This window comes from Maridesulfovibrio sp. (assembly GCF_965230075.1).
Classification (GTDB): Bacteria; Desulfobacterota; Desulfovibrionia; order Desulfovibrionales; family Desulfovibrionaceae; genus Maridesulfovibrio.
Window position 1 is genome coordinate 789,675 of the sequence record NZ_OZ245945.1, and the last position, 22,603, is coordinate 812,277.

A 22,603-nucleotide genomic window follows, 5' to 3' on the forward strand; every position below is an offset into this window, starting at 1 on the left:
AAAAAAAGCCGCAACTTTCGTTGCGGCTTCTAAATCTAAACATGTTGTCGGAATATTCGGCTTACTTTGGGTTACCCGCAGGTAGTGTACCCGCAAGCCTTGCATATCTTGCAGCCTCCTTCAGGGACGTATGCTTTCTTGCTGCATTCGGGGCAGGGATCACCAAGACCTTTGGAAACGATAGTCTGGTCATCCATGTCCAGTGAGATGTACTGGCGTAGGATGCGGGAGATGATCGCTGCCGCATCAATGATGTTGTAGCTGGAGCGGTCCAGCTGGGTCAGGATGCGGTCAATAGGCATGCCCACGCGCAGTAGCATGCTGGTCAAACGGGTGATGGTTTCCCAGAGGGAGTACTTCTCCTGAAAGACCTGCTCATTGTAGAACCCGTCTCCGGTTACACCTGCTTCCTTGGGCAGCTTAACAAATATTTCAATGGGGTTCCCGGTCTCATCCAAGGATACGATGATGTACATCTTGGAACCCTTCCACATAACCCGGTGCCGTTCGGCGCGTTCTATGTCGCCCAGTTCCCTTTCAACTAGGGTCGGGTTCTGGCCCAGCATGGTCGGATCGGCTTCCTTGGGTTCCTCTTTCTTGCTCAGCACACCTTTTTTGCAGCCGTTGCGGAAGACAGTCACACCCTTGAGGCCATTTTTCCATGACTCAAGGTAGATCTTGAATATGGTTTCCTTGGGTGTCTCTTCGGCAAGGTTGATGGTCGAGGAGATAGAGCTATCGGTATACTGCTGGATTGCGGCCTGCATGCGGATGCGGTCCATGTAATCCAGTTCATCTGCCTGCACGTAGTTCAGCTTATCCTTGAGCTGCTGGGCAGTGTATTTGCCGAACAGGTGTTCCTGATTGGTCTCAAGCATCCATTTCAGCGGAGGCATGTGGATGAACTCGAAGACCTTACCTGCTTCAAGCCTTGTCTCACGGGCATAGCTGAACATGAAAACAGGTTCGATACCAGAGGTGCAGTTGTCGGACATGATGGAAATGGAACCGGAAGGTCCGACTGTGTTGAAAGCGGTATGGCGTAGACCTGTTTTCAGGATTTTCTTTTGCAGCTTCTTGGGCAATTCAAGTTTGCTGATATAGGGGCAGTCCAGAAAACGCTGGCGTGCATCCTTCTCTTTAAGTGCTTCAACCTCACCGAAGCGTTCAGCGATGTCCGCACTTACTGAGATTTCAGTGATGGCCTTGTCGCGCATGATTCCTTTGATGAATTCAATGGACTCATCGCTGCCGTAACGCATGCCCAGCATGGCCAGCATATCGCCAAGCCCGGTGAATTCAATGCCGATCCGTTTGCCGTATTTGTCTGCATCACGATGCTTCTGCAGGGGGTGCTTGTTCTGGTTGAGGTCGGACATGGTGTCCATGAAGGCCATGGTCCGGGTCAGGTCATCGTGGAAAAGATCGCTGTCGAAACGTGCTTCCTTGGTGAAGGGGTTGACCACGTAACGGTACAGAACCATGGCTCCAAGCAGGCAGTTGCTCCAGTAACCAAGGGCCTGTTCACCGCAGGGGTTGGTGGACATGGGCTTCAACCGCAGGGGATCAATGTATGTGCCGGGGGTGTTGCGCTGGGTTGTGTCCTGATAGAGGATGCCCGGATCTCCGGATTTCCATGCGGATTCACTGATTTCTTCCAGCAGGTCCCTTGCTTTTACGGTGTCGTATTTTCTGATGGGAAGTCCAAGCTCTTGCCAGCGGCTGTAGTCACCGTCCCAGAGGGAGTTGTAAACGGATTTTACCGGATCAAAGATGTCTGATGTTTCGTTGCGCTTTCTGGAAAGGACAAAAGTCAGAGTTTCCTCGGCAAGGGCTGCACTGTGGCCGTTGACCGGAAGATCCGGCTGCACTTTAATCTGGTACTTTTTGGAATCAATCCCGATAACCTTGTAAGTGATCTCGGCATCAATGCGGTCACCGACCTGCGGATTCAGGGCTTCGTATACTTCCGGGAGCAGTTGCAGGGTGGATTCATCAATAATTTTGCCACTGATTTTGAATCTGTCAGGGAAGATGAAGGTCCAGTCCTTGTCTTCTTCCACAGCCTGCATGAATTCATCAGTAACCTTGAGGCTGATGTTGGCACCGAATACGTCCTGAACTTTACCGGTCAGGGAATCTACGCCGAAAATTTCTTCAGGCTTGCTTTTGCACCAGATGAAGCGGCGGGTTTCCGGGTGGCGGATGTCGAGGGAGATCATCAGTGCACCGCGTCTGCCGTTCTGGCCGATGGTGTTGGTCAGTTCGCTGAAAAGAGGCATGAAGCTTACGGCACCGGAAGAAGTTACCGCAGCGTTGTTTACCGGGTCCCCGGAAGGACGCAGGATGGTGATATCGATACCACTTCCTCCGCGATAGGAGTATGTGCGGGCCAGCTTTTTCTGGGCTTCGAAGATACCTTCAAGGGAATCGGATTCGATTTTAGCCAGATAGCAGTTGCTGAGCGAGCATTTGGCATGCTCATTTCCAAGGCCGGAAAGTATGGAGCCTGCGGGAATAAAGCGTCCTGACTGGAGCATTTCGCAGACCTGTTCGTTCTCGTTATTATCAAACTGGGAGTGTTTTAGGTATTCACGGCAAAGTCTGTTTTTGACGTCGGTAAATGAATGTTCTTGGAGACGTCCTTTGCGGTCACGGATCTGATATTTTTTGGAGCTGACGGTTTCCTGAAAACGGGTGTGTTCTTCCAGAGCCATTTTAGCTGATTCGCGGGTAATAACAGATTGTTCAGTCATTGTGATGAAGATCCTTTGGATGGCCTTTGTCAGGCCGGGGTCAAAAATATCCGTTTCAAAGCAAGGGGCACGGCTGTGTGTTTAGTTGCTTGCGGAGTTCACAAGGCAAAACAACAGCATGGGCAAATGATATCCTATTCGAACATATTTGTCGGCAACAATGCTCCCCTGATGGAGACAAACTTTTTGACTTGTGCTGCAGGAGGCCCAGTAGGCGTGGTCTGCATTTTTGAATTGAGGTGGCAATTAATCTGCGTAGCGCAGATACGCTTCAGGCAGGGGTGCTGGCTTATCATGATCCTTGGAAAGGATTTGAATTACAGCGGCAGAACCGCCCCGTATTTTAAACGGGTTCCCTGAAAATTGATAAAATCCTGAAGTGGGAAAATCAACGGGGAAGAAGTTTAACAAACCTTAATCTGCGGTCAATAATTTTTTGCCGTTTTTATATCAAAAGCACCCTTAACCCAGTGAGCAGTAAGGCTGAACTCCTCTCGAAGGCCAGAACGCAAAAAAACCGCAACATTTGTTGCGGCTTTTTCTGGAAATATGGTGCCGAAGAGAAGACTCGAACTTCCACGGAGAAACCTCCACTAGACCCTGAACCTAGCGTGTCTACCAATTCCACCACTTCGGCACGGCGAAGAATCTGTATAGAGATATGGTGTGGGTTTGGCAAGAACTTTTTTGAGTGTCTGAAATTATATCTTGAGTTGAAATTATAAGGTGCTGTTGCTTTTGGAGCAGTAAAACAAAAAAGCCGCAACAATTGTTGCGGCTTTTTCTAGAAATATGGTGCCGAAGAGAAGACTCGAACTTCCACGGAGAAACCTCCACTAGACCCTGAACCTAGCGTGTCTACCAATTCCACCACTTCGGCACGGCGAAGAACTGTTTATAAATATCGCCTGTGAATTGCAAGTCTTTTTTATAAAAATTTAAATTCCGAGTCCTTAAAAAAGTATTGCCCGTAATCTCATCCCTTGTGCGGGGCGGGATTACGGGCATATCCGGGTAGGTATATCCATCGTTCCGGGGCCGGATAAGCCTCGAACCGATATCGACTAGATTTACTTCCTGAAATCTATAGGTACGTAATTTCTTGGAGTTTCGCCAGTGTAAATCTGTCTCGGACGATTAATTCTTGATGTCGGGTTGGTATAATCCTCGTACCAGTGGGCAATCCAGCCGGGCATGCGGCCGATGGCGAACATTACCGGGAACATGGCAACCGGGATGCCCAGCGCACGCAGGATGATGCCGGAGTAGAAGTCCACGTTGGGGTAAAGTTTGCGTTCGATGAAGTAATCATCGGAAAGGGCACGCTCTTCAAGCTGCATGGCGATGTCCAGCAATTCGTCGCTGAAACCGTGCTGGAGCAGGTCGTGGGTCGCTTTTTTGAGGATTTTCGCACGCGGGTCAAAGCTCTTGTAGATGCGGTGCCCGAAGCCCATGAGACGGCATTCTCTCTTCTTAACCTTCTCAATGTATTGGTCGATGGTGTAGTCGCCGTTGTTGATGGTTTCGAGCATGTCGATAACCGCAGCGTTGGCTCCTCCGTGCAGAGGGCCCCAGAGGGCGCAGATGCCGGAAGATACGGAAGCAAAGATGTTCGCCTGTGTGGAGCCGACCATCCTTACCGTGGAGGTGGAGCAGTTCTGCTCGTGGTCCGCGTGCAGCTGGAAGATCAGCGAGAGAGCTTTAACAGCTTCAATGGGCGGATCATACTGCTTGTAGGGGATGGAAAACATCATGTGCAGGAAGTTGTGGCAGTAGCTCAGTTCCGGGTCCGGGTAGACAAAGGGGCGGCCGATGGATTTGCGGTATGAAAAGGCCGCGATGGTCCGCACCTTGGAAATGATTTTACCAACGGCAAGGAAAAATTCGGACTTGTCGGTGATGTCGTTGAGGTCCGGGTTGTGGCTGCCCAGCGCGTTGATAACTGCGGAGAGAATAGCCATGGGCTGGTTGCGATGGGCCGGGAAGCCTTCAAAGTGGTGGCGCAGGTCTTCGTGAATGAGTTCTTCCGCGGTAAGCAGGGCGGAGAAACGGGCAAGGTCTTCCTTGAGCGGAAGTTCGCCGAAGATTAGCAGCCATGCGGTTTCAACGAATTTACCATGCTTGGCAAGGTCTTCGATGGGATAGCCGCGGTAGCGCAGAATTCCTTTTTCGCCGTCAACAAAAGTGATGTTACTGGTGCAGGAGCCGGTATTGCCGTAGCCCGGGTCATAGGTGATCAGACCGCTTTGCGCTCGGAGTTTGGTGATGTCGATGCCGGTCTCACCCTCTGTTCCATGGATTACGGGCAGTTCGTATTCTTTGCCGTCATACTTAAGGATCGCAATGTCTTTATCGCTCATGTCTTGTCCTCCGGTTAAGGGTCTGTGCCGCTATTGAGAAGTTCTGTTTCTTGGCAAAATCAAGCACCACTCAAATGCAGGGTTTGCGCACTGTAAGCCAGTTTGGTGCAAACCTGCCTGATGCCGGTTTTTGCGGTCCGGTCCCAAGGTGTGCTTCCTAGCTGATCCGGATATGTAAGCGGGCAGAAATGTGATTTCTTTCGGACTGGGCAGGGCTTTGGTACCTGCTGCGCCAGTGTAAATGGTTGTACGGCGACTTGCGGGGAAACAGCGAGTGCTATTTCCCGATGTTGGAAAAGTATTTACGCAAAAACAGCCGAAAAGTCCAGTAGTGACGGCAGTATAATCTTTCTAGAAAAGCTTTTCAGTCCGCATAAAATTCAGCAATGGTGCGGATTCTATGAAATGTGATTACTCATCCAGACGATACTGGACCGAATATTTGCGCATACGGTTATGGACGGTTCCCCGGCTGACTCCGAGAATTTTCGCGGCTTTGCTTTTATTGCCTCCGGCCTGTTTCAGGGCATTGATAAGTGCCTGCTTTTCGTCGGGCATGGTAACTGAGTAGGGTTGTTCCGGGCACGGGCAGTTGTCGGTTGCTGCTGCATTGATCTGGGGCGGCAGGTGCTCCGGCAGGATCGGGCCGCTGTCTTTAACCACTGCTGCATATTCCAGCGCATTTTTCAGCTCGCGCACATTTCCGGGCCAATGGTATTCCATAAGTTTACGCATGGTTTCCGGGGCCGGACCTTCATTGTGTTCGAGATGTTCAATTATATCGATAAAATGATCCACCAGCAGCGGCAGGTCTTCCTTGCGTTCACGCAGGGGTGGCAGATGTACCGGGATGACATTGATGCGGAAGAAGAAATCCTCACGGAATTGTTTTTCCTGTACCAACTGGCTGAGGTCCTGATTGGTGGCAGTAATAAGTCTGGCGTCCATGGACAGGTTTATGTTTTCCCCGACCCGCTCAAAGGAACGCGTTTCCAGTACCCGCAGCAGTTTAACCTGAATAGGCAAGGGTACATCACCGATTTCATCAAGGAAAATGGAGCCGTCCGCAGCTTCTTCAAATCGGCCCTGCCTGTGGCGGTAAGCCCCGGTGAAGGCTCCTTTCACATGTCCAAATAATTCACTTTCCAGCAAGGATTCATTCAGCGCGGCACAATTGAGTTGTACAAAAGGCTTGTCAGCGCGCGAACTCATTTCATGGATGGCCTGTGCGGCCAGTTCCTTACCTGTGCCTGATTCTCCATAGATAATGACCGGAGCATCGGAACGGGCTGCTTTGCCAAGCAGGGTGTAAACCTTCTGCATGGACGGGGAGTGGCCTACGAATCCACAGAACCCGTTTTCCTCATGTCTCAGCTTCTGAGAAAGTTCACGTATTTTCAGTTCCTTGCGGTCAAGTTCGCTGATGTCGGTGACGGTTTCCACTGCTCCTAAGATGCTGCCGTCATCATCCATGAGCAGGGAGGCATTCTTAAGCACATGCAGGTAATTGCCGTTCTTATCAATAATGTGGCAGTTCTTGCGGCTTTCCTTGCGGGTGTTGAATAGTCTGCACCAATGCTGCTTTCCCTCAGCCCTTGAGCGCTGGCAGGCATCACATCCCAATACTGAACAGGGCTTGTTCAGCAATTCATCTTTGGAAAATCCGGTCATGCGCAGCAGGGCGTCATTGACCATCATTATGGTCCCGTCCGGACGGATAATGATCAGTCCGTCACTCATGGTATCGATGACTTCCCGCAAATAAAGGTCGATATCCTGCTCAGTCATAGTTTTTTTGTCCAGTGTTTAAAAAGTGTTCAAGTGTTTAATATTTGACTGTATTTGAACATGTGCGTGTACATATGTGCAAGTGTTTTGTTAGTTCAAGAGCCGTGAGAACAAAAAAAAGAATTAGCTCTGCTAGCCATAAATAAAGGATTTATGGTAATTATTTGGAGAATAGTAAAAGTAGGTATGGTTTCTGCTTTGTAATAAGCAACCCGTTTCATGATGAAGCTGAAATTGTTGCAGTTCGCAAAGGAAAACATATGACAGATAAGAAGAATGGAATTTCGCGAAGGAATTTCTTGAAGGGGCTGGGAGCCGGGAGCGCTGCCATGCTCCTTCCTGCCCGTGATGTTGCTGCGGCAGCGGGTAGCAGTGGAGAAGAACTCTGCACCCTGCTGGATCTTTCAAAGTGTATCGCTTGCGGTGAGTGCGTCTCTGCATGCCGTGAGGTGAATTCCCCCAAGTTTCCCGAACCCAAGAAGCCTTACCCCGAAATGTATCCCACATCACGGGTGAAGGTTGAGGACTGGTCGGATCGCAGGGATGTTGATGACCGCCTGACTCCTTACAACTGGCTCTATATCCAGAGTGCAGAAGTGGAGTTCGAAGGTCAGATTCACGAAATCAACATTCCTCGTCGTTGTCTGCACTGTCGCAATGCTCCCTGCGCAAATCTCTGTCCGTGGGGGGCAGCAGGAAAGCAGAAGAACGGCATCGTGCGTATTAATGAGGATGTCTGTCTTGGTGGGGCCAAGTGCCGTGCGGTCTGTCCATGGCATATTCCGCAGCGCCAGACCGGGGTGGGGCTGTACCTGCGGCTGTTACCTAATTTTGCAGGGAACGGAGTCATGTACAAGTGTGACCGCTGTTACAACCGCATTGATCAGGGTGAGCTTCCGGCCTGTATTGAAGCCTGTCCCGAAGACGTACAGACCATTGGTCCGCGCAGTGAAATTATCGCCAAGGCCCATGAGCTGGCTAAGCAGAACAACTGGTTTATCTACGGTGAGGAAGAAAACGGCGGCACCAATACCATTTATCTTTCCCCGGTACCTTTTGAACTGCTTAACGAGGCAATAGAAAAGGGCCCCGGAAAGCCCGGTCTTTCCGCAGTTGAAGATTCCATGGCTGATGAGGAAAAGCTGGCTTATGCAGTGGGAATTGCACCCTTTGCAGGGATTGCAGCCGGACTGATCAAGGCCGGGGACTATTTTTCATCCAAGGTAGGGGGGAAGGATCATGACTAGCCCTATCTTTGCACGGCTCTTTAAGCTGACCATTTTCATAATGGCCCTTACCGGGGTGGCCCAGATGCCCATATTCAAGCGCTATTACATCGCGGATATTCCCGGTTTTGGTTGGCTGGCTGATTACTACCTGACCAATAAGATTCATTACCTTTTCGGTGCAGTTCTACTTTTTATGGCCCTGTATCTGCTGACTGTATTTGTCTTGGCCGGGAAGCAGCGTTTCAAGCTGACTTCCTCCGGCATGTTGCGCGTTGTGCTCTATGTTTCAGTTCTGGGAACCGGAGTATTGCGGGTGGTTAAGAACCTGCACTCAGTAACCTTTGATCCGTTCACGGTCATGATTGTCGACTGGACCCATCTGGGGTTTGCAATGTTGCTGGGAGTAGTAGCCATGTACGTCTTTTTCAGGGGACGTAAGCCTTATCTGGAGGGATTACCCGGCTTTCGGCGCTAATGAAGTAAAGTCGCCGGGGTGCCGATGCCCCGGTTATTAATAACTATTGGAGGGTGGAGATGAAGTTAATGCGGAACTCAGTACTGCTGCTGTCGGCGGTGGTCTTTCTGGGCGCAAGCGCATTTGCCGCCGGGGATACTGCCCCGGGTAGGGAAATGGCCCGTCAGGCTACCAAGGGTAAGGAGCTATGGATCACGGCTGACCATTCCAAGTTCGATGCGCTGAAGCAACCATTTAAGAGCGGTCCGGAAGTGACCAAGGCCTGTCTGACCTGTCACACCGAGGCCGGACACCAGTTTCACAAGACCATTCACTGGACCTGGCTCGATCCCAAGGCGGAGAAGGAGCTTAAGGTCGGTAAGGGCGGTCTGGTGGTTAACAACTTTTGTATTAATATCCAGTCCAATGAGCCGCGCTGTACTTCCTGTCACGCGGGTTATGGCTGGAAGAACAAGGATTTCGATTTTACCTCTCAGGAAAAGATCGACTGTCTCGTCTGCCATGAGCAGACCGGAACCTACAAGAAGTTTCCCTCGGGCGCAGGTAACCCCGCACCACCGCCGGGTAAGAAGTTCAAGGGTAACGGCAAGTTCTACGCCGCCCCGGAATGGAACAAGGTTGCCCAGTCTGTGGGCCGCCCGACCCGCAAGAATTGCGGAACCTGCCATTTCTACGGTGGCGGTGGTGATGGCGTAAAGCACGGTGATCTCGATTCATCTATGCTTAAGCCTGCCAAGGCTCTCGACGTGCATATGGGCATGGACGGGCAGAACTTTACCTGTACCCGTTGCCACACCACTGTGAAGCACGACATCGCAGGCCGTATCTATTCTACTCCGGCTGCCACTGAACGTAAGTCTCTGCTGGAAGATGATTTAGGTTCCAAGATTATGTGTGAATCCTGCCACAGTGACAGGCCGCATAAGTCCGAGCTGGGCATGAAGCTCAACGATCACACTGACAAGCTGGCTTGTCAGAGCTGCCATATTCCGACCTTCGCCCGCGAGCTGCCCACCAAGATGTGGTGGGACTGGTCCACCGCAGGCAAGAAGAAGGATGGCAAGCCTTATGTTGAAAAGGGCGAATGGGGCAAGCCCGTCTACATGACCAAGAAGGGCGATATGCGTTGGGAAAAGAACGTTGTTCCCGAATATTACTGGTTCAACGGAACCATCGATACCATTACCGCCCAGACCACCATCGACCCGACCAAGCCTGTACAGGTCTCAAAGCCTGTCGGTTCTATTAAGGATAAGAACTCCCGCATTATGCCCTTCAAGGTGCATCGCGGTATGACCCCCTATGACAAGGTTAACAAGAACATAGTTATCCCGCACCTTTTCGGCAAGGATAAGGATGCTTATTGGAAGGGCTACAATTGGGAAAATGCTGTTGCTTACGGTATGAAGTATGCCGGACTGCCTTTCAGCGGCGAAGTGGGATTTGTGGAAACCGAGTTTGTCTATCCGACCACTCACATGGTCGCGCCCAGGGAAAACGCTGTAGCCTGTGAAGAGTGCCACAGCAAGCAGGGGCGTCTTGATAAGCTGACCTGCTTCTACATGCCCGGACGTGATGCCTCTTCCGTCGTCGATGCTGGAGGTTGGTTCATCGTGCTCGCTTCGGCAGTAGGTGTCATCCTGCATGCCCTTGGTCGCATATTCATGTCAGGACGTAAGGAGGACTAATCATGAGCGAACATAAGATGAAGAAGATTTACCTCTATTCCAAGTTTGAGCGTTTCTGGCATTGGACTCAGGCCATCCTGATTATCCTGCTTATGGTTACCGGATTGGAAGTGCATGGTGTATTCACCCTTTTCGGCTTTGAAAAGGCCGTGGACCTGCATAACACTCTGGGCATCAGCTGGTTGATTCTGTTCGTATTCATTATCTTCTGGCTGCTGACCACCGGGGAGTGGAAGCAGTATATCCCCACCACCAAGAAGCTCTTTGAAGTGGCGAAGTATTATGCTTCCGGCATATTCAAGGGTGAGGAGCATCCGGTGCAGAAGAGTAAGGATGCCAAGCACAACCCCTTGCAACGTCTGGTTTACCTCAAGCTGTCCGCAATCCTGCTCCCGTTGCAGATGGTTACCGGACTGCTCTACTGGACCTACAACGACTGGCCCAAGTACGGCTTGGATTTCCTGAGCCTAAGCGTAGTGGCGAACATCCATATGGCCTGCGCCTATGCCCTGCTGGCCTTTCTCGTGGTTCACATCTACATGACCACTACCGGCCACACCATCACCGCCCACATCGCCGCCATGTTCTCCGGCTGGGAAGAAGTTTCCGAGGATTACAAGGCTGAGGAATGGGAGGTTCATGATAAGTAGGGTTTGGTTGATAAATTAATAAATGACAAAGCCCCGGCAGGATTATCCTACCGGGGCTTTGATTCTATTTATGCTTTGTCTTTGGGGGGACAGGGGTCGTTACCATGTGAATCTGCACTTCTGATCCGGTTATTATCTTTTCTGTGTGTTAGCAGTTCAGACCCAACATTTCGGCTGTGATTGCGACCCCAGTCCTGAGCATCTCTTTGAGTATCAAATCCTCGTCTCGAAGCTCTGCTGTTACCGCCATCTTTTACATACCAGTCGCCTTTATCCCTGTCATACATAACGTGAGTAGTCTTTTTAGACATAACTGTCCCTTCCAGATTAACTGGGAATTTATAGTGAGAGGGGGACATTCACTCGTTTAGTGAATGATAGTAAATCGGAAATTGGAGTGGGGGAATTAAATAGCGAGCATGGATATGTATCCTCCTTTGTCGAAGTTGTGAATGAACTTGACAAGGAAGAAGGTAGGTGCATAAATCTTTCCATCCAAAAGAAAGGGAGCAACTTGTTGACTTCCTTGAAGCTCCGTTTACGCGCCAACGTAGACGGAGCTTTTTTTCAAGTGTGATATTTAGCAGTAAAATAAGAATGGGAAGATGGAAGTCAATAGATAAAGTCTAGATAATTTACATTTTCGCTTGTTTGTTTTGTAGTGCTTTGTTATAATTATCAGTTTTAGTGTGAAGATTAGTCCGGAAATTTTTCCGAACAAAGCTCCCCGCCTGCTCCCCAGTTTTCTTTTTTTACCTCATCAAAGACAATATAGATTGATTCCACGCTGCATCCGGTGATTCTAGCCATTTCTTTTGAGAAGACTTCTACTAGCTCTTTTTTCTGTTCAAGGGTTCTGCCTTCAAACATTTCAACTTTAATTATGGGCATTTCATTTCTCCTGAAATCTATTATGCGGGCCTTGCAGCCAGTTTATCGCGTACTCGCTTAGGGAGTACCGAGATATAGTTGTCTTTGGCAACCTTGCGGGCCATTTTTTCCGGCAGTTTATCAAACAGGGTGTAGTATTTCCTGATGTTGAAGGCGTAATTTTCGTATTTGCCAACAGCATCAGAACCGATCATGAATCTGTCCGAGAAGTTTTTGACCAGCTTCAGCCAGCAGTCTTTAACGTCATATTCCGGCTTGCCGGAAGTGATGTTGTCCTCATAGATGAGCCATGAAAGATCGATCCATAAGTTGTCGTGGCGGACCATCATTTCACCAAGCAGGTCGGTGTATTTTACGGGATCAACGTTCAGGTAGCGGCTCAGTCCGGCATGGGCCCAGACGATGCGGGTGTCTGGGTGTTTCGCCAGTGCATCTTCCACCTCATAGATATACATGGGATTGTCCAGTTTGACCCTTGAGGTACAGTTGTTATGCAGCGATACCGGAAGGTCTTTTTCTGCGGCAAGGTCGTAAACCGGATCAAGGGCTACGTGATTGGCCCGGGAGGTTTCGCCGTAGGTCAGGTTGGTCAGGTCGTCGCGGTGCCCGAATATTTCACCGATACCTTCCCAGAGGTCGCCGTATTCATCGAGCATGCGTTTGATGTGATCTACAGCATATTTGTCGGTAGGGTTGAAGGCGCAGATGTAGGGATGGAAACGGTAACGCTCATTCTCAGGCAACTTGAGAACTGCGCGGGCAACAAGGAAATCCGTAGCTGAATACCAGTAGGTCCGGGAGTTGTCTTCCATGTAGTATTTGGGAGCTTCCGGCTCATCTTTATCCCATTTTTTGACCAGCGGCATACCGGAAAACATGATGTGTTCCACGCCGTTGGCATTCATGGCCTTGATTAATTCTGCCGTCCCTTCAGTCTGCTGCAGGAAGTCCACATAATGGAAATGGGCGTCAGCTACTGTGTACTTGGGTGGTCCGGACATAAACCATCCGGCTTCCTTGGCTGGTTTCTTTTTTTTCTGCTTGTTGCATCCGGTTAAGGTGAAGATTCCCTGAGTCGAAACAGCAACAGCACCGACAGAGGTCAGCTTGAGAAATTTCCTGCGATCCATGTTTGTCTCCGCTTTCTAGAATAAACCTTTCACTCTGCAGAACAGCCCTTTGACCTTTTCATCATCCATCCATTCCACTTCTCCAATGCGCATGTAGAGGTGATCCAGAAAGAAGGGGATGAAGCAATGATTGATCAGTTTGGGAATGTCCTTGGGCATTTCATCAAAGAAAAAGCTGAATTCGTGCATGGCAAAATTTTCGTTCTGCTCGAATTCAGCTGAATTGCGTAAGGCGGTAAGTAATCCTTTTCTCGCCATGGGGCTGAAGTCCAGCCGTCCCATGCGTTGCAGGATATCGTTGTCGGTCTCGATTGTGTCGGAATCAAAGATGAAGGTCAGCACAAGGTGGCCGCCTTCCTTATCTTCAAATTTACCGATATTCAGCAGCCCTTCACGGATGAAGCTGCCTTTGCCGAAGCGGTAGCGGAAGGGAGCAAAGCCTACTACATTTTCGCGGCATTTCTGCCTGATGATGTGCTCTTTGTCCTTGTTCATACCCCCTCCGGCAAGATGTTGTATAATTATCCCAGACCTACTCCCGGCTTCATTTCCTGTCCGGTGAGGTCGGTCTCATAACCGCCCAGCTCGCTGATAGCCTGCTTGACCTTATCAGATTTTATGAGTTCAAGCAGTGTTTTTATCCTGCTGTCATCCATATGTTTTTGAGGGATGACCAGATCATACCTTTCATGAGCCAGCGGTACGAAGTCGAGGTCCAGAGCTTTTGCAGCGGCAAAGATTCCCAGCCCGCAGTCTGCTGCTCCGGTGAGCACGTTGGCGGCCACGGCCATATGGGTGAATTCCTCGCGGTCATAGCCGAGAATGTCCGTGGGTTTCAGGCCTGCTTTTTTCATGTGGTAGTCAAAAAGGATTCTGGTTCCGGCTCCGCGTTGGCGGTTGATAAAATTGATGTTCAGTCCGCCCAGAGAATCAATCCCCTCGATGTTCTTGGGGTTGCCTTTAGGAACTATAAAACCCTGATGGCGGATGGCGAGGTTGACCACAGTCACATCCATTCCGGGCAGATACCTTTTAATAAACGGGAAGTTGAAATCATCGGTTTCCGGGTCGAAGAGATGCGCTCCGGCAAAAAGAGCCATGTCATTCTTCAGCGCGGTCAGCCCGCCCATGGACCCGGCATGAGTCGAGACCAGACGCAACGGAGAGTCCCCGCCCATGAGCATGTCGGCAAGCATGTCGATGGTGTTGTCATGGCTGCCCACATGCATTAGCACTTTGTCCAATTCCGCACGGCTGGAGAAAAGTTCCACGTCCACGGTGGAGTTCAGCTCCACGCCTTCACTTTCCGCAGGAACACGGGTGAAGCCCTGTGCTTTAGTCAAGGTAGTGATCATGCCAGCGCCGCGTGAAAGGGGAACGCCTATATATTCGCCATCGACCTGTCCCACTGCCAGCCGGACGATTTCTTCCTGTCCGGGTTTGGAGGGAGTGCGTCGTGCGAGGCGGACCTGTACTTTGTCGCGCTGCGGCTCATGCTTGCCCGCCAGCCATGAAATGATCGGGGTCAGTACATCTTCAAAGCAGACTACTGCGCTGACCGGATACCCCGGTGCGCCGACCAGCAGCTTGCCTTGCGCAGTGCCCAGAACTGTGGGCTTACCGGGCATGACCGCGATACCATGGACCAGCAGGTTGCCCAGCTTTTCAAAAACAATGCGGGTGAAATCTTTGCTGCCCGCCGAGGACCCGGCACCAACAACAACGATGTGTGAATTCTTGAGTGCTTCCTCTACTGCTGCGGTAAGTTTTTCCTCGCGGTCTTTAACCGGAGCGGTAAAGCTGAATTCAACATCCAGCCCAGCAGCCAGTGACTTGAAAACCTGTGAGTTGGACTCGATAACCTCACCCGGTTTGGGAGTGGGGCGGTCTGCAAAGGGCAACACCTCGTCCCCGGTGGGAATGAAGGTCATGCGTATTCTTTCATAGGTCTTAATCTCGTAAATCCCGGCGGAAAGCAGCGCACCCATGTCGAAAGCGGAAATTGTGTGTTTGCGCGGGAGCAGCATTTCAGTTGCGACAATATCTTCACCGATGCGGCGGACATGCTGCCACGGAAAGGCCGGGGCTTCGATGGAAATATTTTCGCCCTCATCCACCACATGTTCGATCATAATGATGGCATCCATGCCTTCCGGAAGTGGATTACCTGTGTTGACTGCAATGCAGCCATTGTCTTTTTTCAGCAGCAGGGGCTGGCCTTCACGGGCGGTGAAAGTTGTGTCGCTTTTTACTGCATAACCGTCCATGGCAGCGGAGTGGTAGGTGGGGGAAGAACAGCGGGCAATGACCGCTTCGGCAGTGACCCTGCCTAAGGCTTCGTGGACGGGAATGGTTTCAGTCTTGACCAGTGAATCGCGGTCAAGGTTATCCATTGCCGTTTTTACGGCTTCGGGAACGGGGGTTGTTTTTAGGTAGATATTGCGACTCATTGCTATGCTCGTTTAAATTTTCCAGATGTTAACGGTATTACCGGCGTAGAATCCTTCGGTGTCGGCGGGGATGATCATCAGTCCATCGGCTTGAACCATGGTCTTGAGCAGGCCGGATTTGCCGTAAACAGGTTCAGCCAGAGGCAGCTTCCCGTCACGGTAAGTCAGCTTCATACGTACATAATCTTCACGGCCCGGCTTGGATACTGTGTTGCGGCCCAGTTCGGCCTGCACCAGCATACGGTCTGTACCGGAGAAAGCATCTTGCTGGCCCATGAGCTGGCGGATGAAGGGCACCACCAGTGCCAGCATGACCACTTGTACCGAGGTAACCTGTCCGGGCAGTCCCAGCACGGGCTTGTTTCCGGTTCGGCCGAGGATGGTCGGTTTGCCGGGGCTGATGGCTACACCATGGGCGAGGATTTCGGAATCCTGCATGGATTCAATGGCCTGTACGGTCAAATCTCGCATGCCTACGGAGCTTCCACCGGAAAGGAGAACCAGATCATTTTCAGCAATAGCTTTTTCCAGAGTGGATTCCAGCTTGTCGAGCTCATCGCGAACAATGCCGTAATTAACAGCTTCCGCGCCTGCTTCATTCACAAGGCAGCGCAGGGTGTGGGAGTTTACATCGCGGATAGTGCCGACCTTTTGCGGGGAGTCGATTTCCACTAGTTCGTCCCCGGTGGAAATGATGCCAACACGTGGTTTGCGGTGAATGGAAACATCCTTGATGCCCAGAGCGGCCAGCAAGCCGACATCCTGAAAGCGGACTTTGTGTCCGGCTTGAAAAATTATGTCACCTTTGGCGGCATCTTCGCCTTTAAGCATGGTGTGCTCACCCGGAGCAGACGATTTGCGGATCTCAATGGTTCCCGCTCCCAGTTCCTGCGTGTGCTCGACCATGACCACGGCATCGGCTCCGTCGGGCAGGGTGCCCCCGGTGGGGATGGCAGCACATTCACCGGGCTGGAGTTCGAAATCGGGGTTTTCGTCAACTTTGAGGGTGGCGGAGCATTCCAGGTAGGCTGGGTTACCCTCGGTTGCGCCGAAGGCGTCACGGGCATTGACCGCGTAACCGTCCATGCATGAGCGGTTGGCCGGAGGCAGGTCTTCCGGTGAGATGATATTTTCATCAAGTACAAGCCCGAAGGCATCGGAAATGGACACTTTTTCAGTACCCACCGCTGTAAAAGAATTCAGCAGGGCTTCAAATTCAACCCTGCTGATAATTTCAAAAAACTCATGGTTCATTGTTAAAGCTAACCCTGATTTTTTATTTTTATCTCAATATCTCCGGGTACGTAGCCTTTTAGCTGTTGCAGCATGGCGGTGATCCCGGCGGAGAGCATATCCGCTACGAAGGGGTTGAATCCCAGTTCGGAGCCGTTGCAGGTTACGGACATCTGGGTCTTCATGGCCTGACATCCGGAAACACGGGCCTTTCCGGCGATAATGTCAGCCACGAAGTCCATACAGTAGTCACGTCCGCAGGCCTTACAGTTAAGGCCCGGAAGGATGAAACCTTTATCTATGACTAAGTCAGCCAACTCTTCCAGAAGTTCATCAGAAGGAGGATTCTCCGGAGAGCAGGCCGGAATCTGTTTCAGGGCCAGTTCGGGATAAAATTCCTTGTCGTCGTTATCCTCACGGACCATGATTACCCGGGGCAGCCAGCCGACTTTGTTACCGCCTTCCATGACAAGGACATCGGCATCCATGAGCGGAACAAGGTCTTGAACAGTGCGTTCCTGTTTCCATGAAACAAAGGATTCGCTGGGGGAATAAGCCGCCACACAGGAAGCGATCTTTTTGTACTCTTCGGTGTCTGCGCCTTCAGCTCCGTCAAAACCGTGGTGGGAATGTTTAAGCACTCCGACCTTGTATCCTTTTTCAGTGAGCTTCTTGACCAGCGCAAGGCCCATTGTGGTCTTGCCGGTTTTCTTTTTACCTACTATCGCTATAGCTTTCATCTATGACCCCGTATTAGTTGGTAATCTCAGTGCCGATACCGTTTTTAGTGAAAAGCTCGAGCAGCACGCAGTTTTCAACCCGTCCGTCGATGATGTGTGCCTTTTCAACCCCGCTGTGTACAGCCTCAAGACAGCAGCTCAGCTTGGGAATCATACCGCCTTTGGCTACGCCGGAATCAATGGCTTCGGCAGCTTCGCGACAGCTCAGGGAAGATATAAGATTTTTATCAGCATCAAGCAGCCCCTGTACGTCGGTCAGCAGGTGCAATCGCTTGGCATTCATGGCTGCTGCAACAGCTCCGGCAACTGAGTCGGCGTTGATGTTGTAAGTGGAACCTTCGTCGTCAACACCTACGGGAGCGATAACCGGGATGAAGCCTTCGCTTTGCAGGGATTCAATCAGGGTAGTGTTGACTTCGGTTACTTCACCCACCTTGCCGAGGTCGATGATTTCCGGGGACTTGGTTTCGGACTCGATAACCAGTTCTTTCTGTTCGGCCTTGATGAGCATGCCGTCCTTGCCGGAAAGCCCTACGGCTTTGCCGCCATGCAGGTTGATCAGGTTGACGATTTGCTTGTTGACCTGCCCCACGAGGACCATTTCGACCACATCCATGGTCGCTTCGTCAGTGACCCGGTACCCGCTCTTGAACTGGCTATCGATGTTCAACGCGCTGAGCATTTTCTGAATCTGCGGCCCGCCGCCGTGCACAACCACCGGGTTGATGCCGATGTATTTGAGCAGGATGATGTTTAGCGCGAATGCTCGCTTCAGGTTTTCGTCGATCATGGCATTGCCGCCGTATTTGATGACGACTGTTTCGCCGTAGAATTCTTTGATGTACGGCAGTGATTCAATAAGAAATTTAGCTCTGATAATATCTTGTTCCATTTCCATGTCGGTTTTACTCCTGAAGCTTATTATACGCTTAAGCGGAAAGCGGCTCCGCGTGGCGTCCGCTATCTATAATTTAAAAGTCGGATGAGGGGAAGGGCGGTGTTATTAGCTGCGGCGTGGCATTAAAAAAGGCCGCACAGCATCAAGCTGTGCGGCCTTCGAACTTTCATGAGAAGCAGGGAGTTTTATTCGCCGATGGGCAGTACGGTGCGTCCGTACTGTTCGTTGATTACTTCCGCCATGGCGAGGTAGAATGCGGATGCTCCGCAGACGATTCCTTCCCATCCGGCAATGGTGCCGATGAAGTGGCTGCCAGAGAAATCACGTACAGCCAGCAGGAAGAAAAGCACGGTCAGTGAGAAGAAGATGAACTGCAGCACTTTGTTTGCTTTCAGGGTGCCGAGGAACATGAACAGGGTGAAGATACCCCACATGAGCAGGTACCAGCCCATGTATGCGTGTGGGGTCGGATCTGCAAGACCCATCTTGGGCATAACGATCAGGGCAACCAGAGTCAGCCAGAACAGGCCGTAGGAAGTGAATGCAGTGGTTCCGAAGGTATTGCCCTTTTTGAATTCCATTACTCCGGCAATGATCTGGGCAATGCCGCCGTAAAAAAAGCCCATGGCCAAGATCATGGAACTGATGGGGAAGAATCCTGCGTTGTGGATGTTCAGCAGGATGGTGGTCATGCCGAAGCCCATCAGCCCCAACGGGGCGGGGTTAGCGAGTTTTGATTCCATTTATCTCTCCTAAAAATAAGTCTTTCAAAACACACTTTGTCCAGTCTTCCGCTGCCGGTGGGTAACAGTGGAAAATGTGAGTGGTGAGTGTTTGGTGGAGTGTGTGTTTTGCGAATAGTGAACGCTCATTCAGCTAGATTAAAATGTGTTTAATTGCAAGCAATAAATTACATGCAATGATTTTAGGGGCAGTTTTTAATTAAGATACATACGAAAGTGAATGGGTAATCAATGTTGAAGGGTGCCCTTCTACTTGAAATTCTTTGTTGTTCAATAAAAATGGTTTATGATGAATTAAGTATGAAATGAATATTATGCCTGATTAGGCGTAAAATGAACAAAGGAAGTCCGGATGACCGTATCTGCTTTGACTCTCATAACTCTTGGAATGTTGTTCATGGTTGGCTTCTTGGCAGACACCATCGGCAGAAATACTCCTATTCCGAGGGTTTCCATACTTATGGTTGCCGGGTTCCTGATAGGTCCATCAGGGTTTGATCTTCTTCCTGTTTCCACCCAGAGCTGGATGCCTGTTGTTGCTGATATGGCCTTGGTCATGATCGGCTTTCTGCTGGGTAGCTCACTGCAATATGCTTCTTTGCGTCGTTCCGGCATGCTGGTGCTCTGGATTACCCTTGGAGTGGTGGGGGCTACTGCGCTGATAGTTGGAGGGGGACTCTGGCTTGCAGGTATCCCCCTGCCGTTAGCCTTGATTTACGGGGGGATTGCCCCGGCAACAGCTCCTGCTGCAACCGTGGATGTTGTTCATGAGGTTAATGCCAAAGGTCGGTTTACTGAAGTCCTGCTCAAAATTATTGCCTTGGACGATGCCCTTGGGCTGATTGTTTTCAGCCTTATGCTGGCTGCGGCCCAGATGTTGGTCAGTGGCGGTGGTGGCAGTGTTGAGACTTTAATGCACGGCGGCAAGGATATTGTATATGCTGTCTTTATAGGGGCGGTTCTCGGGGCGCCCATGAGCTATTTGACCGGATATTTGAAATCCGGGGAGCATACCCTGCTTGAAGCTTTGGGGATGGTCTGTATCTGTGGCGGCCTCGCCATGTGGCTGGACGTTTCCTTTTTATTGGCGGCCATGACCATGGGCATGGTGGTGGTTAATCTTGCCAAGCGCATGGATTGTTCTTTTTACTCAATACGTTCCATTGAATGGCCCATCGTGGTGCTTTTTTTCTTGTTTGCCGGGGTTAATATTGAGGTCGAACATATTTACGTCAACCAGAAGCTGATCATGCTCTACATTCTGCTGCGGGTCGGCAGTCGCTTTGTGGGCAGTATTCTCGGAGCGAAAAAAGGTGGCGAAAATCTTTTTTTTGGCAAGTGGATGAGCATGGCCCTGATGCCGCAGGCCGGGATTGCCCTTGGTATGGCTCTTACTGCTGCGCACAGGTTTGAAGAATTCGAGGCTGTCGTTTCGGTTATTGCTGCAACCACCGTCTTTTTCGAGATTGCCGGACCGATTTGTACTCGCTTTGCTTTAAAAAAGGTTGGGGATATCACCCCGGGCGAAAGGCGGAAGATAAATCGTGAGGGGTGTTCTTTTTAACAATTAAATTCTTATGTTGTTATTGAAGAAGGGCGCAATATTGAGTAAATAGATATGAATATGGTCTTACAGTTTTACTAAGTGCTTGGAGTTTTCATGGATCAGAACAAGAGACGTAGAACCCGTGTGGATGCAGGCTTCAGAGTCGTGCTGCATAAAGAAGAATTCGATGCCTTTGTGGAGTCGCACAATCTCAGCTTAAAGGGAATTCTCTGCGATCCTGTAAAGGGATTTTTTGTAGGGGATGAGTGCGAGGTTTCCATCCCGCTCTCTGAAGATGCAATAATAAGGGTAAATGCTAAGATAGTCCGTTCAGATGAACATGGGCTGGCTGCAGATTTCCATCATATGGACGAGGTCAGCTTTACTCACCTGCGTCGTCTGGTTCAATTTAATGCCGAAGATGCGGACACCATTGATAGTGAGCTTACTTCGCCTGCTTTTGATGCTTGAGCGTAGGAATGCACAGGGTGGCAGGCTTGAAGAAGCATAACTCGTAAGTCCGGGCCACCTTTTTAGCTTTTGTTGCAGAAAGGCCGCAGTCCACGAGTCTGCAGTATATGTGGAGCGGATTAAAAATATGCTCCATGAAGGCTATAAATCCAACTTTCATTTTTTCGGACATTCCCTGTTTAAATTAATCCCCGGTTCGAGAAATCCGAAAATGAACAATAATTGTTTTTCAGTCAATTATTGCGTCTGTCATAGCGTTATTGCGCAGTTTCCGCTTCAAATCCTCGCAAAAACATAGTGGAAATGACCAGTATTGCCGCTGCAACCACCGCTCCGGCATAGAATACAGCCTGCAGGCTGAATCCGGAATAGACCAGACCCATCAGGATCGGGGCAATTGTCTGACCCGCACGCAGCAACATTCCGTTCACCGACATAAATACCGCGCGTTGTTCCATGGGAGCGATTGCGGTGAGCATGGACATGGAGTTAGGCATGTTCAGCCCTTGTCCCAGCCCGAACATACAGACCGGAAGAATGCACCATAAAGCTGATTCAGCCGCAGGGAGCATGATCATGGCTGCTCCGTAAGCAAATGCGGAAAGGGAGATCATTAGCGGCTGGGACATGAAATGAGCCAGTCTGCCCATCTGTGATGCTGCCAGTGCGGTGATGAAGGATGCACTTGAGATGACCATTCCGATCATGAACGGTGAAGCCTCAAACCGGGAATTGAGCAGCAGGGGCAGATAGGTGACAATCGGGCCGTAGAGAATGATGAAGGTCAGCAGGGAAATGGCGAAAAGACTAAGGACTTCCTTGCTGCGCATGCCGGCAAGTGCTGCTTTCATATACCGTTTGAAATCATCACTGGCAGACGGTTCCGGGTTATCCAGTTTGAAGGCAACCACCCATGCCAGCGGCAGGGCGGTTAATGAGAGCAGAAAAGGTGCTTCCCAGCTGATCTGGGCCAGTATTCCCCCGATGGCAGGAAAAATTGCCGTGCCCATGCTGAGTACTCCGGCATTTAACCCCATGGCCTTGATCCTGTCCTTGCCACTGAATAGGTCTCCGATGATGGTCAGGTTGATGACCCCGATGGCTGCAGCCCCGATGCCCTGAATGAAACGGATCAGGAGCAGGGAGTGAAAATCTTTTGTAAAGAAGCAGGCTGTCCCGGCAATTCCGAAGATTACCAGTGAGGGCACGAGAATTTTCTTACGGCCCAGGCGGTCGGCAAATATTCCGGCCAAGGGTGCAAAGAGAATTCCGGGCAGAGTGAAGATGGTGAAGATCAGCCCGATTGTTGATGCGGAGATCCCGAATTCACGGATCATGTCCGGCAGGGCCGGGATAATGCTGGAAACACCCATGATTGCCATGAGGGTGACCGCGAAAACTATTTGTAAGTTCTTGTTTTTATATAAAGCTTCCATCAGCGAATAGTCCTTTGGGGTGATGTGAACAACGAAAGCTACTCTCAATCGGGACTCTTAGCAACTGCCGGGAAAGGCTGAAAACCTTTGGTCGGTTATAAAAATATGGAATTACATGC

Annotated in this window: 19 protein-coding genes, 2 tRNA genes and 1 riboswitch; of the genes, 6 read left to right on the top strand and 15 right to left on the bottom strand. The window is 50.6% G+C overall.

What is annotated here, in order from left to right; translation table 11 throughout:
* Nucleotides 1-71: 71 nt before the first annotated feature.
* The 5 genes from ACO05Z_RS03450 to ACO05Z_RS03470 form a co-directional block, all read right to left on the bottom strand.
* Complete coding sequence (locus ACO05Z_RS03450; protein ID WP_421900530.1) at nt 72-2,756, bottom strand: adenosylcobalamin-dependent ribonucleoside-diphosphate reductase; 2,685 nt, start codon at nt 2,754-2,756, stop codon at nt 72-74.
* Nucleotides 2,757-3,013: 257 nt separating this feature from the next.
* A riboswitch (cobalamin riboswitch) is annotated at nt 3,014-3,149 on the bottom strand.
* Nucleotides 3,150-3,306: 157 nt separating this feature from the next.
* Nucleotides 3,307-3,393, bottom strand: a tRNA-Leu gene (locus tag ACO05Z_RS03455).
* 156 nt (nt 3,394-3,549) lie between these two features.
* A tRNA-Leu gene (locus ACO05Z_RS03460) sits at nt 3,550-3,636 on the bottom strand.
* A 190-nt stretch (nt 3,637-3,826) separates the two neighbouring features.
* Entirely contained in the window at nt 3,827-5,116 is a 1,290-nt protein-coding gene (locus ACO05Z_RS03465) for a citrate synthase (protein ID WP_421900532.1), read from the bottom strand.
* A 411-nt stretch (nt 5,117-5,527) separates the two neighbouring features.
* Complete coding sequence (locus ACO05Z_RS03470; RefSeq protein WP_421900534.1) at nt 5,528-6,904, bottom strand: sigma-54 interaction domain-containing protein; 1,377 nt, start codon at nt 6,902-6,904, stop codon at nt 5,528-5,530.
* Nucleotides 6,905-7,164: 260 nt separating this feature from the next.
* Here ACO05Z_RS03470 and ACO05Z_RS03475 point away from each other — a divergent pair, with 260 nt between their 5' ends.
* From ACO05Z_RS03475 to ACO05Z_RS03490, 4 genes are read left to right on the top strand one after another with little or no spacing between them, the layout of a single operon-like run.
* A complete protein-coding gene (locus ACO05Z_RS03475; protein WP_421900536.1) occupies nt 7,165-8,151 on the top strand; it encodes a 4Fe-4S dicluster domain-containing protein in 987 nt (328 codons plus the stop codon).
* Nucleotides 8,144-8,608: an iron-sulfur cluster-binding protein gene (locus ACO05Z_RS03480; RefSeq protein ID WP_421900538.1), complete on the top strand. Its 465-nt coding sequence runs from the start codon at nt 8,144-8,146 to the stop codon at nt 8,606-8,608. Before ACO05Z_RS03475 ends, ACO05Z_RS03480 begins: the two co-directional genes overlap by 8 nt.
* 59 nt (nt 8,609-8,667) lie before the next feature.
* Entirely contained in the window at nt 8,668-10,296 is a 1,629-nt protein-coding gene (locus ACO05Z_RS03485; protein WP_421900540.1) for a tetrathionate reductase family octaheme c-type cytochrome, read from the top strand.
* A gap of 2 nt (nt 10,297-10,298) precedes the next feature.
* The gene (locus ACO05Z_RS03490) at nt 10,299-10,946 is read left to right on the top strand and encodes a cytochrome b/b6 domain-containing protein (protein WP_421900542.1); all 648 of its coding nucleotides are present in this window, start codon (nt 10,299-10,301) and stop codon (nt 10,944-10,946) included.
* Nucleotides 10,947-11,014: 68 nt separating this feature from the next.
* Here ACO05Z_RS03490 and ACO05Z_RS03495 read toward each other — a convergent pair whose 3' ends face one another.
* From ACO05Z_RS03495 to satP, 9 genes are all read right to left on the bottom strand, one after another.
* On the bottom strand, nt 11,015-11,305 hold the full coding sequence (locus ACO05Z_RS03495) for a DUF2188 domain-containing protein (protein ID WP_421900544.1): 291 nt from the start codon (nt 11,303-11,305) through the stop codon (nt 11,015-11,017).
* 337 nt (nt 11,306-11,642) lie between these two features.
* Nucleotides 11,643-11,837 (bottom strand): 2-hydroxymuconate tautomerase, encoded by a 195-nt coding sequence (locus ACO05Z_RS03500; protein ID WP_421900546.1) that lies wholly within the window; start codon nt 11,835-11,837, stop codon nt 11,643-11,645.
* 20 nt (nt 11,838-11,857) lie between these two features.
* Nucleotides 11,858-12,967, bottom strand: coding sequence for an amidohydrolase family protein (locus tag ACO05Z_RS03505; RefSeq protein ID WP_421900548.1), 1,110 nt, complete (start codon nt 12,965-12,967; stop codon nt 11,858-11,860).
* A 15-nt stretch (nt 12,968-12,982) separates the two neighbouring features.
* Complete coding sequence (locus tag ACO05Z_RS03510) at nt 12,983-13,462, bottom strand: hypothetical protein (RefSeq protein WP_421900550.1); 480 nt, start codon at nt 13,460-13,462, stop codon at nt 12,983-12,985.
* A gap of 26 nt (nt 13,463-13,488) precedes the next feature.
* Complete coding sequence (locus tag ACO05Z_RS03515) at nt 13,489-15,417, bottom strand: molybdopterin biosynthesis protein (RefSeq protein WP_421900552.1); 1,929 nt, start codon at nt 15,415-15,417, stop codon at nt 13,489-13,491.
* Nucleotides 15,418-15,429: 12 nt separating this feature from the next.
* Nucleotides 15,430-16,671, bottom strand: coding sequence for a gephyrin-like molybdotransferase Glp (gene glp, locus ACO05Z_RS03520; protein WP_421900554.1), 1,242 nt, complete (start codon nt 16,669-16,671; stop codon nt 15,430-15,432).
* 8 nt (nt 16,672-16,679) lie between these two features.
* Nucleotides 16,680-17,390 (bottom strand): molybdopterin-guanine dinucleotide biosynthesis protein MobB, encoded by a 711-nt coding sequence (locus ACO05Z_RS03525; RefSeq protein ID WP_421900556.1) that lies wholly within the window; start codon nt 17,388-17,390, stop codon nt 16,680-16,682.
* A gap of 13 nt (nt 17,391-17,403) precedes the next feature.
* Nucleotides 17,404-18,282 (bottom strand): acetylglutamate kinase, encoded by an 879-nt coding sequence (argB, locus tag ACO05Z_RS03530; protein ID WP_421904159.1) that lies wholly within the window; start codon nt 18,280-18,282, stop codon nt 17,404-17,406.
* Nucleotides 18,283-18,473: 191 nt separating this feature from the next.
* Entirely contained in the window at nt 18,474-19,031 is a 558-nt protein-coding gene (gene satP / locus ACO05Z_RS03535; protein ID WP_421900558.1) for an acetate uptake transporter, read from the bottom strand.
* 352 nt (nt 19,032-19,383) lie between these two features.
* On the opposite strand from satP, the gene ACO05Z_RS03540 reads away from it, so the two are divergent.
* A complete protein-coding gene (locus tag ACO05Z_RS03540; protein WP_421900560.1) occupies nt 19,384-20,595 on the top strand; it encodes a cation:proton antiporter in 1,212 nt (403 codons plus the stop codon).
* A gap of 96 nt (nt 20,596-20,691) precedes the next feature.
* Nucleotides 20,692-21,048: a PilZ domain-containing protein gene (locus ACO05Z_RS03545; protein WP_421900562.1), complete on the top strand. Its 357-nt coding sequence runs from the start codon at nt 20,692-20,694 to the stop codon at nt 21,046-21,048.
* A 257-nt stretch (nt 21,049-21,305) separates the two neighbouring features.
* Here the strand turns inward: ACO05Z_RS03545 and ACO05Z_RS03550 are convergent, their stop codons facing one another.
* A complete protein-coding gene (locus tag ACO05Z_RS03550) occupies nt 21,306-22,532 on the bottom strand; it encodes an MFS transporter (RefSeq protein ID WP_421900564.1) in 1,227 nt (408 codons plus the stop codon).
* Between the last annotated feature and the right edge of the window lie 71 nt (nt 22,533-22,603).

What these genes read in the sequence shown, in the direction of transcription:
- ACO05Z_RS03450 (WP_421900530.1), bottom strand. Translation starts at nt 2,756, where the DNA reads ATGACTGAACAATCTGTTATTACCCGCGAATCAGCTAAAATGGCTCTG.
- ACO05Z_RS03465 (WP_421900532.1), bottom strand. Translation starts at nt 5,116, where the DNA reads ATGAGCGATAAAGACATTGCGATCCTTAAGTATGACGGCAAAGAATAC.
- ACO05Z_RS03470 (WP_421900534.1), bottom strand. Translation starts at nt 6,904, where the DNA reads ATGACTGAGCAGGATATCGACCTTTATTTGCGGGAAGTCATCGATACC.
- ACO05Z_RS03475 (WP_421900536.1), top strand. Translation starts at nt 7,165, where the DNA reads ATGACAGATAAGAAGAATGGAATTTCGCGAAGGAATTTCTTGAAGGGG.
- ACO05Z_RS03480 (WP_421900538.1), top strand. Translation starts at nt 8,144, where the DNA reads ATGACTAGCCCTATCTTTGCACGGCTCTTTAAGCTGACCATTTTCATA.
- ACO05Z_RS03485 (WP_421900540.1), top strand. Translation starts at nt 8,668, where the DNA reads ATGAAGTTAATGCGGAACTCAGTACTGCTGCTGTCGGCGGTGGTCTTT.
- ACO05Z_RS03490 (WP_421900542.1), top strand. Translation starts at nt 10,299, where the DNA reads ATGAGCGAACATAAGATGAAGAAGATTTACCTCTATTCCAAGTTTGAG.
- ACO05Z_RS03495 (WP_421900544.1), bottom strand. Translation starts at nt 11,305, where the DNA reads ATGTCCCCCTCTCACTATAAATTCCCAGTTAATCTGGAAGGGACAGTT.
- ACO05Z_RS03500 (WP_421900546.1), bottom strand. Translation starts at nt 11,837, where the DNA reads ATGCCCATAATTAAAGTTGAAATGTTTGAAGGCAGAACCCTTGAACAG.
- ACO05Z_RS03505 (WP_421900548.1), bottom strand. Translation starts at nt 12,967, where the DNA reads ATGGATCGCAGGAAATTTCTCAAGCTGACCTCTGTCGGTGCTGTTGCT.
- ACO05Z_RS03510 (WP_421900550.1), bottom strand. Translation starts at nt 13,462, where the DNA reads ATGAACAAGGACAAAGAGCACATCATCAGGCAGAAATGCCGCGAAAAT.
- ACO05Z_RS03515 (WP_421900552.1), bottom strand. Translation starts at nt 15,417, where the DNA reads ATGAGTCGCAATATCTACCTAAAAACAACCCCCGTTCCCGAAGCCGTA.
- glp (WP_421900554.1), bottom strand. Translation starts at nt 16,671, where the DNA reads ATGAACCATGAGTTTTTTGAAATTATCAGCAGGGTTGAATTTGAAGCC.
- ACO05Z_RS03525 (WP_421900556.1), bottom strand. Translation starts at nt 17,390, where the DNA reads ATGAAAGCTATAGCGATAGTAGGTAAAAAGAAAACCGGCAAGACCACA.
- argB (WP_421904159.1), bottom strand. Translation starts at nt 18,282, where the DNA reads ATGGAACAAGATATTATCAGAGCTAAATTTCTTATTGAATCACTGCCG.
- satP (WP_421900558.1), bottom strand. Translation starts at nt 19,031, where the DNA reads ATGGAATCAAAACTCGCTAACCCCGCCCCGTTGGGGCTGATGGGCTTC.
- ACO05Z_RS03540 (WP_421900560.1), top strand. Translation starts at nt 19,384, where the DNA reads ATGACCGTATCTGCTTTGACTCTCATAACTCTTGGAATGTTGTTCATG.
- ACO05Z_RS03545 (WP_421900562.1), top strand. Translation starts at nt 20,692, where the DNA reads ATGGATCAGAACAAGAGACGTAGAACCCGTGTGGATGCAGGCTTCAGA.